The organism is Lactococcus lactis, assembly GCF_029023865.1.
GTDB lineage: Bacteria > Bacillota > Bacilli > Lactobacillales > Streptococcaceae > Lactococcus > Lactococcus lactis.
The window spans coordinates 2,421,390-2,434,809 of the sequence record NZ_CP118969.1; the positions used below are offsets into that span (position 1 = coordinate 2,421,390).

Sequence of the window (13,420 nt, forward strand, 5' to 3'; positions counted from 1 at the left end):
GTGTAGAATAAATTTTATTAGGGAGAGAATTTTGGAAAATTCTTCAAACTCAACTACTGAGACGCAAGTAAAACGCGGCTTAAAATCACGCCATGTTTCCATGATTGCCCTTGGCGGAACAATCGGAACTGGATTGTTTCTGACTTCAGGCGATGTCATTCACACGGCAGGACCATTTGGTGCACTGACTGCCTATGTTCTTATCGGAGCAATGGTTTACTTCCTCATGACATCACTTGGTGAAATGGCCACTTATTTACCCACTTCTGGTTCTTTTTCAGACTATGGAACACGTTATGTTGACCCAGCTTTTGGTTTTGCTCTAGGTTGGAATTATTGGTTGAACTGGGCAATTACCGTAGCGGTTGATTTAACAGCCGTTGCCCTTTGTATCAAATTCTGGTTACCAGATGTTCCAAGTTGGATTTTTTCACTGATTGCCTTAATTATTGTCTTTGCAATCAATGCCTTATCAGTTAAAACTTTTGGCGAAACTGAATATTGGTTGTCAGCCATTAAAATTACTGTTGTTGTTTTATTCTTGATTATTGGTTTCTTATCTATTTTTGGAATTATGGGCGGTCATATTGACGTCGCTAAAAATCTTTCAGTTGGTAATCATGGTTTTGTCGGAGGACTTGGTAGTTTCACTACCGGCGGAGGGATTCTCGGCGTACTCTTAGTCGCTGGTTTCTCTTTCCAAGGAACAGAATTGCTCGGAATTACAGCTGGTGAAGCTGAAAATCCTGAAAAATCAATTCCTAAAGCTATGAACTCTATCTTCTGGCGTATTCTTGTCTTTTATATCTTATCTATCTTCGTGATGGCGGCTATCATTCCATTTACCGACCCCCACTTAGTTGGAGGAGATTCAGCTGCTCAAAGCCCTTTCACAATTGTATTTGAACGTGTTGGTCTCTCTATTGCAGCTTCTATCATGAACGCCGTTGTTTTAACTTCTGTCGTTTCAGCAGCAAACTCTGGAATGTATGCCTCTACTCGGATGCTTTATTCACTAGCTAAAGATGGTGGCGCACCAAAGATTTTCTCAAAAACTTCAAAAAACGGGATTCCTTTCATTGCTTTATTAGCTACAACTGCTGTTGCTTTACTCACATTCTTGACATCAATTTACGGAGTTAGCTTCTTTACATTCCTCGTCTCAGCCTCTGGTTTAACAGGATTTATTGCTTGGATTGGGATTGCAATTAGCCACTTCCGCTTCCGCCGCGCCTATGTCGCTCAAGGAAAAGATGTTAAAAAATTACCTTATCATGCAAAACTATTCCCATTTGGTCCAATCTTAGCCTTAATTATGACCGTTTTAGTCACACTCGGCCAAGACCCAATGCTTCTTTTTGGTAAAACTTGGGTGCAAGGTGTCATCATGTATGCCGCAATTCCACTCTTCTTCATCCTTTACTTGGGTTATAAATTTAAAAACAAAACGAAACTTATCCCCCTTAAAGAGGTTGATTTAAGTCGTCATAAAGATTAAAAAAAGTCGCTCAATGAGCGGCTTTTTTATTATTTTAATCATTAATTTCAACTACTTTTTCACCAAAGAGTTCTTTAGCTAAGTTTACCGTTTCATCCGGCTCTTTTTCATCTTCTTCATCTTCTTGAACATTTTCAGATTTTAAATTAGAAACATATTCTGCTCGAACTTCTTGCCAGTCTTGTTCAGCAAGAGAGATAATTTCTGGCGCAAATCCAACAATTGAACTCAAGAGATTCCCACAAAAAAGTTGCAATTCTTCATTTTCACTGACTCTTTTAGCAAGATTCTCATGAGGAAAAGTCACCACAAGGAAATTTTCTGACGCAGCGACAGGGGCTGTATTATTAAGTAAAGCTCGGTCTGCCGGTTTAGTTACCGAAGCAACAAGTTCTGGCCACGCACTTAGAGCAGCTTTTCTAGCTTCATTTGTCGCCTCAGCCAAAGCTTTATAAATTAAATCTTTGTTAATTTGGCGTTTTTTAGATGCTATTGGTTTCGGACTGCCTTTAACTTTTTCTGTCAGTAAATTATTTTGTGAATCTGAATTTACCTGAATTTGACCAGCTGAAATTTGAGCTTTCAATTGATTAATTTCGGTTTTTAAAGTAGCAATTTCGGCTGTCAGCTGATTTGGAATTTCTCCTTGCGAAGCTGTCAGTAAATTATTTTGTCCAATTTCAGCCAAACGCATGGTCATGACGTCTGCCGCAATTTTTGTTTGAGTCGTTTCCTTTATCGTTTTCAAACTTTCAATTGCAACATCAATCCATGAAAAAATTTGACCCCGGTCATACTGAGAATTTTTATCCAAGAGTAAATCCCGAAGGTATGCTAATAAATCTTCCGTAAATCGAAGCATATTTTTTCCTTCAGCAAAAATCTTATCAAGTTCCGTCAGCGCTTTTGCTTCATCATGCTCAAAAAGTGCTACAACATATGTTACTAAAGCATCTGCAGCAATCGACCCTGTGACAAGTAGTGCATCATTTTCTTCTAATTTTCCTGATGAAAACGATAAAGCTTGGTCTAATAAAGAGAGGGCATCACGCATTCCACCTTCAGCTGCTTTAGCAATAACATCGAGTGCTTTACCGTCGAATTCAAGTCCTTCATCAGCCATTATTTTTGCTAAATAAGTCCGAATGTCTCCTGTTGTGATTGATTTAAAAGCAAAACGTTGAACACGCGAGATAATGGTTGCTGGAATTTTTTGTAATTCAGTAGTAGCCAGGACGAAAACAACATTTTCTGTAGGTTCTTCTAGTGTTTTCAAAAGTGCATTAAAAGCCCCTGTTGAAAGCATATGCACTTCATCAATAATATAAACCTTGTAAGTGGCTTGACTAGCTGCGTAAGTTGATTTATCTCGAATTTCTCGAATTTCGTCAACCCCATTATTTGATGCCGCATCAAGTTCAATGACATCATCTAAGCTTCCTTTGGTGATTGAGTCACAAATAAAGCAATTATTGCAGGGCTCTCCATCCACTTGATTAGGACAATTTATTGCCTTAGCAAAAATTTTAGCTGCTGAGGTTTTCCCTGTCCCTCTTGGACCAGAAAAAAGATAAGCATGTGAAATTTGATGATTGACAATCGCATTTTTTAATGTTGTTGCTACAACTTCTTGCCCCACCATTTCATCAAATCTTTGACTTCGATATTTTCTATATAATGCTTGATATGCCATTTTTCTCTTCCAATTTTTTACTTAGTATTCTTTTCATATCCGCTTGTTTCAATAGAAATCTTGCCCAAGACTATAGTTTAAGTCTTTTAAAATTTCAGTTGAAGCATCACGTGATTGAATCAATTCATCAATATCTTGTGATTGATAATTTCTGAGGGCCTGTCTGAGGGCGAACATTCTTGCTCGATTAATCGTTGCCTCATCTGCTTCGGTTGCCGCAAAAAATATTTTACGTGCTTTTTCATCAAAAATCGTCCAAGCAATTGCTAAATCAAAAGCTGGATCACCAATAACAGCTTTGTCAGTAATTTTGACGTTAACTAACTTTCCGTCAGTAACTTTTAAATTTTGCGTAAGCAATTGTCCCAAAACCCAAACAGGTTTCTTGGACCATTTTGTTTTTGCTGCAAAATCAAATTTTTCTTGCAAAAGGTCAGCAGGAACAACTTTTTGATAGACTTTCAAAAGTTCTATCATCTCAGCTTCAAAGAAAATCAAATCAGAGCCAGCAAAAGCATTTTCAAAACTAGGTGACTTTGCATCTGTTGTTGGTAGCCGATGTAATTGATAGAGAAAACTTCCTAATTCTTGCGCAAATTCACGAACATCTCCAATATTACCTGGATTTACAGATATTCCTTCTTTTTCCCCAAAACGGTCAGCAATAAATTTTTTTACTATTTCACTCATTTTTTTCTCCGATACCCTTTAAAATTTTGATTTAACCTACTTCAAAAAATTTAAAATCAGTCATTTCACATAAAATGTTAGCAAATTCTTCAAGATATTTTTGGTCGATTTCATCGTAAAAACCAATTTCTGAACTATCTAAGTCAAGAACCCCAACTAATTTACCGTCTTTAACCATCGGAACAACAATTTCAGACATTGCTCGACCGTCACAAGAAATATAATTTTTGTGTTTCTTTACATTTTCAACAATAATGGTTTGGCGATTTTGAGCTGATTCCCCACAAACCCCTTTGCCCATTATAATTTCAACGCAAGACACAGACCCTTGAAATGGCCCTAAAATTAATTTTTCACCATTGTAGAGGTAGAAACCTGTATAAACTTGCTCAGGCAAAAAGCTCCAAAGTAAACTACTTGCATTGGCTAAGTTTGAAAGTGTATAATTTTGTTCACTAAGAAGCGCTTTTAGTTGCAAATTAAGCAACTCATAACCTTCGATTTTTTCTTCTTTATTCATCTTGTTGCTCCTCAAAAATAATATAATCCATTATATCATTTTTTAAAGGCAAATTTTAGATTAGTTTTGATATAAGCATTCTTGCTTCTACTACGCTGTCCGTTTTGACTAGCTGCTCAAGCAACTGCCAAAAAGGCAACACGCTAAAGCGTGAACGCGCAGACGAAAAGGTGAAAAGCTATACTTTTCTAATCTGCACCCTGAAAGCTCCCTTTTCAGTCGCTTCCAGCTATGGCGTCCTTCCTGCCTTTTCACCTTGCTGGCTTAGATCGAGCCCTTTTGTCCGTTGCTTTAGCAATGCTGACAAAATGGACACCTGTGGTATGGACAACGTAGTGAAACAAAGTAGATACCTTATTACTTCTCTACGCTACGTTGCTAAAGCAACAAGTCGAGCCGCACTCACTCGGCGGAAAATTATCGTCCCGCTGAGTTCGGTCATAATGAGAGAAAGAAGTCAGCAACATGAAACGTTGTTTCGTGTTACTGGCTATGATATAATAAAAACCATGAATAAACTAGAAGAACTTCGGAACAACATTGACCACGTGGACCAAGAAATCGTTCAGCTTCTTGAGAAACGTATGACAATTGTTCAAGAAATTAGCCAAGAAAAACAAGCACAAAAAATTACTATTTTAGATAACTCTCGCGAACAAGCCGTATTAGATTTGGCTCGCCAAAATATTAAAAATTCTGCTTATCAAGAAACAATCATTAATACTTTTAAAGATATTATGAAAAATTCTCGCCTTTATCAAAGAGAAAACCGTGAACAATAAGAAAAAGTTACTGACAAAAATTCTATCACTCCTATCTGCTTGCTTACGCAACTTACAGACTGAGCGATAATTTTGTCAGTAACTTTTTTTATAATTTAAATTGTCCAGCTAAACTGTCTCGCAACATCATGTATTCTAATTGCGGCAAATCAAGCAGAACCAATTTACTATTTTCTAAAAGATTATTTTCTTTCAAGCTGTTAAGAAAACCTTTAATTTCTGTTGTTCCCAAATAGAGACACTCAACAAGAATAATATGTTTTTCCTTGGTCATCTGACCGATAAATCGCGAAAAATCTTCTGGAGTCAGTGCCTGATCAATATCTGAACGACCAACTACCACTAAATCCTCGTTTTCATCTTTAACTGTAGCAGCAAGCTCTTTAAAGATTCCAGAATTTATCTTTTGATCTTTACTTTCCGCTTCAATAGACTCTTCAATTTCAGCATATGCGCCTCGGTCAATCATCGCGACAGTTGCAATTTCACCATATTTTAAAGCAGTCAGTGAATCTTTCAAATCATTGAGTTCCATATTTTCCTATGCAAATCTACTTTTAGTAAAAAGTATTAAGATTCGCTTCCTTTCTCGCATTAAATTCATAAAACCTATCTCAAGTTTACACTGACTTTGTGAATTTTTCAAAAAATATGGCTCTTTTTGTGATTTCAACTTTGATTTAAAGTTTTATCAGTAAAAAATAAGTGCCATTTGCTATAATAAAACTATAACAAAGAAAGGACTTTTTATTATGAAATTTAAATTTAAAGGAATCAATTATTACGAGGACTCAGAAAACAATTATGTCGGTGCCACAAACACTTGCTCAATCGTCAAAGAATTCGCTGATTTCCAAGCAGCTATTGACTATGTTGCTGAACACAAAGGATTCTTGATTGCCGAAGACGGAAAAACTGCCTTCAACGTTTTGACAATTACTGAAAACAACTAAAATATTTAAATGGTCCAAAAAATCACTGACAGGCTTTGTCAGTGATTTTTTATATCAATTAATAAAGTTCTAAATAGTTATCAATTTCCCATTGCGATACGAATTGTGCATAGCTTGCCCATTCAATGCGTTTTGCTTCAACAAAGTTAACCAAAACATGTTCTCCAAGCGCTTCAGTCACAATTGTATCTTCACGCAATGCTTTAACGGCATTGTGCAAAGTAGATGGCAAATCTGTAATACCATGTGCTTTACGTTCTTCTTCTGTCATTACGTAAATATTTGATTCGATTGCTTCTGGCGCTTCCAATTTATGTTCAACACCGTCAAGACCAGCTGCCAATAGAACAGCCAATGCAAGATATGGATTTGCTGTTGGGTCAACCGCACGAAGTTCAACACGAGTTGACAAACCACGTGAAGCAGGTACGCGAATCAAAGGTGATCTGTTACGTCCAGCCCAAGCGACATAAACGGGTGCTTCATAACCAGGAACCAAACGTTTATATGAGTTAACAGTTGGGTTTGTAATTGCTGTAAAGTTATAAGCATGTTTCAAAAGTCCAGCAATAAAGCTATGTGCAACATCTGAAAGTCCCATATCTCCTGTTGGATCAGCAAAGGCATTGGCACCATCTTCTGTAAATAAAGACATGTTACAATGCATCCCAGAACCGTTGATTCCGTGAACTGGTTTTGCCATAAACGTTGCATGTAAACCATGTTTACGCGCAATTGTTTTAACAACAAGCTTAAAGATTTGAATATTATCACAAGCTTTCAAAGCATTGGCATATTTAAAGTCAATTTCGTGTTGACCGATTGCTACTTCGTGGTGAGAAGCTTCAACTTCAAAACCAAGGTCTGTCAATACATTTACGATTTCACGTCTTGTGTTTCCAGCGAGGTCAGTTGGTGCAAGGTCAAAATAACCACCTTTATCATTCACTTCAAGTGTTGGTTCATCATTTTCATTAAGTTTGAAAAGGAAGAACTCTGGTTCAGGTCCAAGGTTAAAGCTCTTGAAGCCCAATTTTTCCATTGATTTAAGGTTACGTTTCAAGACACCGCGTGGGTCTCCAGCGAAAGGTTCACCTTCTGGAGTGTAAACATCACAAATTACACCTGCCACTTTACCATACTCATCTCCCCAAGGAAAAACAATCCAAGTGTCAAGGTCTGGATAAAGATACATGTCTGATTCATTGATACGAACGAATCCTTCGATTGATGAACCGTCAAACATCATTTTGTTTTCAAACAATTTGTCCAATTGTTCATCTGTAGCTGGAACTTCAACGTTTTTAAGTGTTCCAAGAATGTCTGTAAACATCAAACGCAAGAATTTAATATCCTTTTCTTTGACGTCGCGACGAATGTCTGCTGCTGTGATTGTCATGCTTTACTCTCCTAGTTAAATTTTCGCTGTAAACTTAGTTGACAAATAAAGTAAACTAAACTTACATCCGCGGTTGGGTAAAATGAGTGGGATCAGGAGTTCCGAATCTACCTTGTTGGGCAAATTCGCGTTCAAGTGCATGGTGGACTTCTCCGATAGATAAAGTTTGAGCCTTCTTAGCATCCCTTTTGGCATAAATTTCTTTGATATCTGCAATATTATTACCTTCTTGCAATAAGTCAGCAATATCAAATAGAGCATCTATGTCATTGAGCGAATACATGCGACGATTACCGTCACTTCGCTCCGGGAAAATAAGCTCTTGCTCTTCGTAATAACGAATCTGCCTTGCGCTTAGGTCAGTGAGTTTCATGACAGTTCCTATTGGAAGTACCGCCATAGAGCGTCTTAATTCACGTTCTTTCACCAAATCTCGCCTCCATGCCTTTCATTATAGACCTTGTTATTAGCAAAGTCAAGTTTTAATGTGAGATTTTCTCACATCGGTTTATTTTATTTGAAATATTTTATACAATTTCATCCAATAATCTTTGACAACCCGTCTTAACAAGTTGATAAGTTTCTTGGAAATCGCCCGTAAACCATGGATCTGGAACACCTTGTTCTAAAAGCATCGCGATTTTTTGACTCGTTCCTTCTGGTGCCATTTTTCTAAGATTTTCTAAATTGGATTCATCCATTGCGATAATTTTATCAAATTCATAAAAATCTTCACTACTGATTTTTTGACTTCCTTTTTGAAGGTCAAAAGCAATCTTTTGTTCTTTTAGTTTTGTTTGGGTTCCAGAATGAATTGGATTTCCATGCTCCCAAGAAGAAGTTGCTCGACTTTCAATCAAAAAATTTGATTCATTTCCTGCCTTTTCAACTAAATCTTTCATGACAAATTCTGCCATTGGGCTACGACAAATATTTCCTAAACAGACAAAAACAATCTTTTCCATGACTTCCTTACTTTATATCATTTATAAATTAACTAATTTTGAGCATTTATTCTATTATACCCTATTTCACAAGATATTACTGACAGAATTCTAAAATGAAAAAGTCTGCCAAAATTTGACAAACTTTTTTACTGACAGACGAACTAATCTTTCTGCTTAATTTTTTTCTTTTTTTCCTTCAATTTTTTATAAATTTTATTGTTATCTACCAAAACTTTACTTTCATTATTTTTAAAAGAATTTTGGAGTTGTTCAACCTCCCGAAAAATATCACTTTTAGGTTGAGGGGCAGGTGTAATTACTGACATAAGTTCTCCTTATCTTTCATTCGACTTATCTCTTAATCGGAAACAATTATTAGAAAATATATAAACCAAATAATGTAGTATTATTTCGCATTAATTCCCTTTCACTAAAAAAATACATCCATATAACCGATTTCTTTTGCCGCTTCATCAAAATTTGTCACCAAAGTCAGTCCTTTTTAGGACAATAGATAAGCTTGGTCACAGAAATGTTCAATTTCCTTGAGATTGTGTGAGGTTAATAAAACAATTTTTTCTTGAGCGATTTTTTTCACTTCTTCATAAACTAGGGCTTTTTTGGAAACGTCAAGCCCACTGAATAGCTCGTCAATGATTAAAATATCACAGTCGATAGAAAATGATAAAATTGTCGCAAAAAGCTCTTTCATTCCTAAAGAAAATTGGCCAATTCTCTTTTTCGCAAATTTATCTGCACCAAAAGTAAGACTTAACTCTCTTGCTCTATCCTGTTCACTATTTTTCAAAATTTTAAAATAATCATGCATTTTTAAACTTTCTTCAAAAGATTCTACATCGGGAAGATAAGCGACACGCCCATTTTCTATTTCTCCTTGAGAAAATCCAATTTCTCCTGAAAGAATGCCGAAAAGTGTACTTTTCCCAATCCCATTTCGTCCAATCAGACCGTACAAACCATTTTCAGAAATCTCAAAATTAAGCGGAGCAATGTCTGGTATCTTTAAATTTTTTATTTTTAATATCATGAGATTCTCCTTGTTTTTTGATTTTTAATAATGAAGACAGAGATGAGCAAAAATAATACACTTAAAGAAAGTAGATAGCCAGCCCCGATTAATATAGAATATTTTCCAAAAAGAGCACTAGGATTTCCAAAAAGTTTTAGAGGTTCAAGATAAGAAAGTGGCACAAAACGTCTAATTGAAATTATCCAAGAAACATTTCCTATCATCGAATATCCCATGACAAATAGAGCTATAACCCCAACAACAACCATACTCCGTTTTACAAAAACAGAAATCAAGGCACCTAATGAAGCCAAGAAAAAGATGACAAAAAACAGATAGAGGATACTTCCTAAATCCAAAATTCCATTTGGAATTGTGAGATTAGTCAAAGTAAATCCTGTTTTCAAATCCGAATCACCAAGATAGGCGGGATAATTCCATGCTCCAAAACCATTCACCACCCCAATTACCAGAAAATAAATGATACTAGAAATAATAATCCAAGCAAAGGTCGCTAAAGTTCCAGATAAAACTTTTATAATTAAATTTTTCTGCAAATCAATTCCCGCAAATCGATAAAATCTGTTTTCTTTTGATTCATAACTAGTGGCGACAAGGATTGAAACCATGGAAGCAAATAAGACAATGAATAGACTACTCGTTAAAATTGGAATGAACTGCTGATGAAAATTTCCAAAAGCATGAGATTGCATGGTAGGCATTGCTTCAAAATCTAACTTTCTCTCTTGAACTGTCTTGATATACTTAATTTCTGCTTTCAGGAATTTATCTTGACCAGATGATGATTGGTTACCATTTTGTTTAAAATACAACTGGTCAATTTCTTTTTGTAAATGATAATATTCATTAATGTCATTGACGCCTATAGCTGCGATTTGTTTTTGATAGATGTTATCTTTTTGCTTTAAGTCACTCAATGTATTATTTAGATTATCATCTTCTGCCTTCACTTTTGTGGTTTTTAGGCTTTCTTCAGTAGTTTCAATGTTATCCTGAACTGATTTTTCATTAGTCTGTACCTCTTGAACAAGGCTAGTGATGTTATTTTTAAAAATATTAGTAAAAGAAATTGTATTATATACACTATAAACTATGATTAAGGAAGAAATCAAAGCTAATAAGTATCTGTTTCTTTTGTTTAGAATAAACTTTTTTAATTCAAATTTGAAGTATTTCATTTAATCACCTCTCAATCAAAAATAATCATTAAATAGGAGTAAGTGAGGTAGCTTACTCCTATTCCATCAATAATGATAATAAGTAGTTACTTGTTTTGCCGGTTGACTTTGTCCGACAGAATTTACTACCGTGTAGTAAATTGTACTTGTGGTGGTTGTATAAGAACCTCCATGAAGGATATTCACATAATCATAATAATCCGTTGTTCCTGTAGAAACATTATTTAGATAGTAAGTAACTGAACTTGTTTTTACATAGGTGACTTGAGTCGCAGATACAGAAGTTACCCCTATCGCACCTGTCGTAACAAGTAAAGTTGATAAGACAAAGATTTGTTTTTTCAAATTCATTTTCATAATTTACCTCTTTCTGCCCAAATTCAGAAAGAAATTATCTTTTCTGAATCAAGCTGATGATATTTTTCTCATGTTGAGAGCTTCCTTTCATTTTTTACTTTGTTTTCTTGGCTGCGCTCAGTAGCTTGCGAATTTGTCCATTGGTTTTTCCTCGTTTGTTTTTATTTTTGTCTCCTTAACTTTATTGTAGCACCGATTTCGAAAGCACAAAAAAAAGATTCAAATTGAATCTTTTCCTAGAATATCACTTAACCATTGAGGAAAATTATAGTTTTTCACATATTTATCATAGAGTTTTTGGTAGGTTTTTGCTAAATTTATACTTCCTTCCCAATCAAAAATTTCGATGACCTTTTTCATGCTATCAATTCCCAGAAGTCGTTCTTCGCCTTGACCATAAAAAATACAATAATAACCTTTAGTAAAGCGATAAATCAATCTAGAATATGCGTCTTTTTCATGACAATATGCTTTGACCAGAGCCAGACATTCTTGCGCTTCCTTTTCTTTCCCTTCTTGGATACAAGTCACTGCTCCGCGACAGGCGATTTGACAAATAATTTTGCGATAACGTGTACGATTGGCTAACCTTTGATGATGATGGCTCAAATCTTGAATAATTGCTTTTATCATTTCTGACGAAAATTGCTCAATGGTATCTGACAAAATGAGAAGTTCATAAAAACTAAATATTTCAATTCCAAAAATAAAAGAACTTAACTCAACCACTTCGTTTTCTGGCAACTTTTCTAAGCGTGCTTTGGCACAAAGAGCAATCAAATGTTCGCCAATTTGCTCACATTGCCAGGCAATGTCTTTTAGTTCTTCAATATTATTATTCGTTGCCGCTTGGTCGATTTTACTAAATAATTCTTCGTAAAAACTATGTTTAAAATTATTGAGATAATAATCATATTCAGAAAGTTCCAAGTGAAGAAATTCAAGCAAAGCATCAATTTGATCAAGATTTAAATAACCTTCTCCACTAAAAAAACGAGAGAGACTACTTTTAGGAATTCCTGTTTTTTTGATAATTTCATTTTTCGTGATTTCTTTAGCTTCACAGAGTTCTTGAAGTTTTAAACCATAGTATTGATTAACCATTTGTCTTGTCTCTCCAGTCGTAACTTTATGGTCATATTATATACTTTTTTCATTATTGTTACAACGGCAGGAATTTATGTAATATAAAAAAGCCCGTCAAGCTTTGACAAACCTTTTTACTGACAGATACTAACTGTCAATCTTCTTCATTGTAAACATAACCTAGGTGTTCATAGGCTCTTTGGGTCACCTTACGTCCCTGTTTAGTTCTCATCAAAAATCCTTTTTGAATCAAATAAGGTTCATACATATCCTCGACCGTTTCACGGTCTTCGGCAATGTTTACCGCCAAAGTTCCAATCCCAACAGGACCACCGTGGTACATTTCAATCATTGTGCGGAGAATTTTTTGGTCAATATAGTCCAAACCAGCGGCATCAACATCAAGAATAGACAAGGCCTTATCGGTAATTGCTTTATCCACTCGGCCATCCCCCATTATTTGAGCAAAATCACGCACTCGTTTAAGTAAACGATTGGCAATCCGCGGAGTCCCTCGACTACGTAAAGCAATCTCTAAAGCGGCATTATCAATAACTTCGACTTCAAAAATATCAGCTGTTCTTTTAACAATTTCTTCCAAATCACGCTCTTGATAATACTCCATATGACTTGAAATTCCAAAACGGGCACGCAATGGATTCGAAAGCATTCCAGCTCTTGTTGTTGCCCCAACTAGAGTAAATGGCGGCAAATCTAAATGAACCGAGCGTGAACCATCACCAGAACCAAGCATAATATCAATGTAGAAATCTTCCATAGCGCTATAAAGAACTTCTTCAACTTGCATTGGCATCCGATGAATTTCATCAATAAATAGCACATCGCCAGGTTCCAATTCATTCAAAATCGCAACTAAATCTCCTGGCTTTTCAATGGCAGGACCCGCTGTTTGTTTAATATTAACCCCCAACTCATTGGCAATGACAAATGCCATTGTTGTCTTACCAAGTCCCGGAGGGCCAAAAAGTAACACGTGGTCCAAAACTTCTTCACGCATTTTTGCTGCTTTAATAAAGATTTCTAATTGTTCTTTGACTTTATCTTGACCAATATATTGATTAAAAAATTGCGGACGTAGAGATTTTTCAATACCGTAATCTTCTTCCATTGGCTCTTTGTTTAATATATCGTTCATCTTATCTTGTAATTCTCCTTTTAGAGATGATTTTTGATAACTTATGAGAAGCTGTCAGTAAATTTTACTGACAGAAAGACTTTAATGACTATTTTTGATGTCTGTCAGTT

The 13,420-nt window shown here is 35.5% G+C and carries 16 protein-coding genes; 3 read left to right on the forward strand and 13 right to left on the reverse strand.

Annotated features, from left to right (window positions below; genetic code table 11):
- Positions 1-31 precede the first annotated feature (31 nt).
- Positions 32-1,498 (forward strand): amino acid permease, encoded by a 1,467-nt coding sequence (locus tag PYW37_RS12325; RefSeq protein WP_017865200.1) that lies wholly within the window; start codon positions 32-34, stop codon positions 1,496-1,498.
- Positions 1,499-1,532: 34 nt separating this feature from the next.
- On the opposite strand, the gene dnaX is transcribed toward PYW37_RS12325, so the two are convergent.
- The 3 genes from dnaX to PYW37_RS12340 are packed head-to-tail and all read right to left on the reverse strand — an operon-like array spanning position 1,533 to position 4,401.
- Positions 1,533-3,191: a DNA polymerase III subunit gamma/tau gene (gene dnaX, locus PYW37_RS12330; protein ID WP_023190149.1), complete on the reverse strand. Its 1,659-nt coding sequence runs from the start codon at positions 3,189-3,191 to the stop codon at positions 1,533-1,535.
- Between the two features lie 48 nt (positions 3,192-3,239).
- A complete protein-coding gene (locus PYW37_RS12335) occupies positions 3,240-3,881 on the reverse strand; it encodes a phosphotransferase (RefSeq protein WP_025017070.1) in 642 nt (213 codons plus the stop codon).
- A gap of 31 nt (positions 3,882-3,912) precedes the next feature.
- On the reverse strand, positions 3,913-4,401 hold the full coding sequence (locus PYW37_RS12340) for a GAF domain-containing protein (RefSeq protein ID WP_003131959.1): 489 nt from the start codon (positions 4,399-4,401) through the stop codon (positions 3,913-3,915).
- A gap of 509 nt (positions 4,402-4,910) precedes the next feature.
- Between PYW37_RS12340 and PYW37_RS12345 the strand changes: the two genes are divergently transcribed.
- Positions 4,911-5,183, forward strand: a complete 273-nt coding sequence (locus PYW37_RS12345; RefSeq protein WP_023190154.1) for a chorismate mutase — start codon at positions 4,911-4,913, stop codon at positions 5,181-5,183.
- 88 nt (positions 5,184-5,271) lie between these two features.
- Here PYW37_RS12345 and PYW37_RS12350 read toward each other — a convergent pair whose 3' ends face one another.
- The gene (locus PYW37_RS12350) at positions 5,272-5,718 is read right to left on the reverse strand and encodes a hypothetical protein (RefSeq protein WP_025017069.1); all 447 of its coding nucleotides are present in this window, start codon (positions 5,716-5,718) and stop codon (positions 5,272-5,274) included.
- A 217-nt stretch (positions 5,719-5,935) separates the two neighbouring features.
- On the opposite strand from PYW37_RS12350, the gene PYW37_RS12355 reads away from it, so the two are divergent.
- A complete protein-coding gene (locus PYW37_RS12355) occupies positions 5,936-6,136 on the forward strand; it encodes a hypothetical protein (protein ID WP_003131983.1) in 201 nt (66 codons plus the stop codon).
- A 58-nt stretch (positions 6,137-6,194) separates the two neighbouring features.
- On the opposite strand, the gene glnA is transcribed toward PYW37_RS12355, so the two are convergent.
- The 9 genes from glnA to ruvB all read right to left on the reverse strand — a co-directional run bounded on the left by glnA (position 6,195) and on the right by ruvB (position 13,310).
- Positions 6,195-7,535, reverse strand: coding sequence for a type I glutamate--ammonia ligase (gene glnA / locus PYW37_RS12360; RefSeq protein WP_003131984.1), 1,341 nt, complete (start codon positions 7,533-7,535; stop codon positions 6,195-6,197).
- A gap of 61 nt (positions 7,536-7,596) precedes the next feature.
- Complete coding sequence (locus tag PYW37_RS12365; protein WP_003131985.1) at positions 7,597-7,962, reverse strand: MerR family transcriptional regulator; 366 nt, start codon at positions 7,960-7,962, stop codon at positions 7,597-7,599.
- A 100-nt stretch (positions 7,963-8,062) separates the two neighbouring features.
- Positions 8,063-8,500 carry a low molecular weight protein-tyrosine-phosphatase gene (locus PYW37_RS12370; RefSeq protein WP_010906378.1) on the reverse strand — a complete coding sequence of 146 codons (438 nt, stop codon included), beginning with the start codon at positions 8,498-8,500 and terminating at the stop codon, positions 8,063-8,065.
- A 143-nt stretch (positions 8,501-8,643) separates the two neighbouring features.
- On the reverse strand, positions 8,644-8,808 hold the full coding sequence (locus PYW37_RS12375) for a hypothetical protein (protein ID WP_003131988.1): 165 nt from the start codon (positions 8,806-8,808) through the stop codon (positions 8,644-8,646).
- Positions 8,809-8,984: 176 nt separating this feature from the next.
- Positions 8,985-9,530 (reverse strand): AAA family ATPase, encoded by a 546-nt coding sequence (locus PYW37_RS12380; RefSeq protein ID WP_023190206.1) that lies wholly within the window; start codon positions 9,528-9,530, stop codon positions 8,985-8,987.
- The gene (locus PYW37_RS12385) at positions 9,527-10,711 is read right to left on the reverse strand and encodes a coiled-coil domain-containing protein (RefSeq protein ID WP_014570851.1); all 1,185 of its coding nucleotides are present in this window, start codon (positions 10,709-10,711) and stop codon (positions 9,527-9,529) included. The genes PYW37_RS12380 and PYW37_RS12385 overlap by 4 nt, the downstream gene beginning before the upstream one ends.
- Before the next feature lie 66 nt (positions 10,712-10,777).
- Positions 10,778-11,068: a hypothetical protein gene (locus PYW37_RS12390; RefSeq protein WP_023190207.1), complete on the reverse strand. Its 291-nt coding sequence runs from the start codon at positions 11,066-11,068 to the stop codon at positions 10,778-10,780.
- A gap of 219 nt (positions 11,069-11,287) precedes the next feature.
- Positions 11,288-12,172 (reverse strand): XRE/MutR family transcriptional regulator, encoded by an 885-nt coding sequence (locus PYW37_RS12395; protein ID WP_023190208.1) that lies wholly within the window; start codon positions 12,170-12,172, stop codon positions 11,288-11,290.
- A gap of 136 nt (positions 12,173-12,308) precedes the next feature.
- Entirely contained in the window at positions 12,309-13,310 is a 1,002-nt protein-coding gene (gene ruvB / locus PYW37_RS12400) for a Holliday junction branch migration DNA helicase RuvB (RefSeq protein ID WP_003131994.1), read from the reverse strand.
- Positions 13,311-13,420 lie beyond the last annotated feature (110 nt).

Coding starts and splice junctions, on each gene's coding strand:
- dnaX (WP_023190149.1), bottom strand. CDS start 3,191: ATGGCATATCAAGCATTATATAGAAAATATCGAAGTCAAAGATTTGAT.
- PYW37_RS12335 (WP_025017070.1), bottom strand. CDS start 3,881: ATGAGTGAAATAGTAAAAAAATTTATTGCTGACCGTTTTGGGGAAAAA.
- PYW37_RS12340 (WP_003131959.1), bottom strand. CDS start 4,401: ATGAATAAAGAAGAAAAAATCGAAGGTTATGAGTTGCTTAATTTGCAA.
- PYW37_RS12345 (WP_023190154.1), top strand. CDS start 4,911: ATGAATAAACTAGAAGAACTTCGGAACAACATTGACCACGTGGACCAA.
- PYW37_RS12350 (WP_025017069.1), bottom strand. CDS start 5,718: ATGGAACTCAATGATTTGAAAGATTCACTGACTGCTTTAAAATATGGT.
- PYW37_RS12355 (WP_003131983.1), top strand. CDS start 5,936: ATGAAATTTAAATTTAAAGGAATCAATTATTACGAGGACTCAGAAAAC.
- glnA (WP_003131984.1), bottom strand. CDS start 7,535: ATGACAATCACAGCAGCAGACATTCGTCGCGACGTCAAAGAAAAGGAT.
- PYW37_RS12370 (WP_010906378.1), bottom strand. CDS start 8,500: ATGGAAAAGATTGTTTTTGTCTGTTTAGGAAATATTTGTCGTAGCCCA.
- PYW37_RS12375 (WP_003131988.1), bottom strand. CDS start 8,808: ATGTCAGTAATTACACCTGCCCCTCAACCTAAAAGTGATATTTTTCGG.
- PYW37_RS12380 (WP_023190206.1), bottom strand. CDS start 9,530: ATGATATTAAAAATAAAAAATTTAAAGATACCAGACATTGCTCCGCTT.
- PYW37_RS12385 (WP_014570851.1), bottom strand. CDS start 10,711: ATGAAATACTTCAAATTTGAATTAAAAAAGTTTATTCTAAACAAAAGA.
- PYW37_RS12390 (WP_023190207.1), bottom strand. CDS start 11,068: ATGAAAATGAATTTGAAAAAACAAATCTTTGTCTTATCAACTTTACTT.
- PYW37_RS12395 (WP_023190208.1), bottom strand. CDS start 12,172: ATGGTTAATCAATACTATGGTTTAAAACTTCAAGAACTCTGTGAAGCT.
- ruvB (WP_003131994.1), bottom strand. CDS start 13,310: ATGAACGATATATTAAACAAAGAGCCAATGGAAGAAGATTACGGTATT.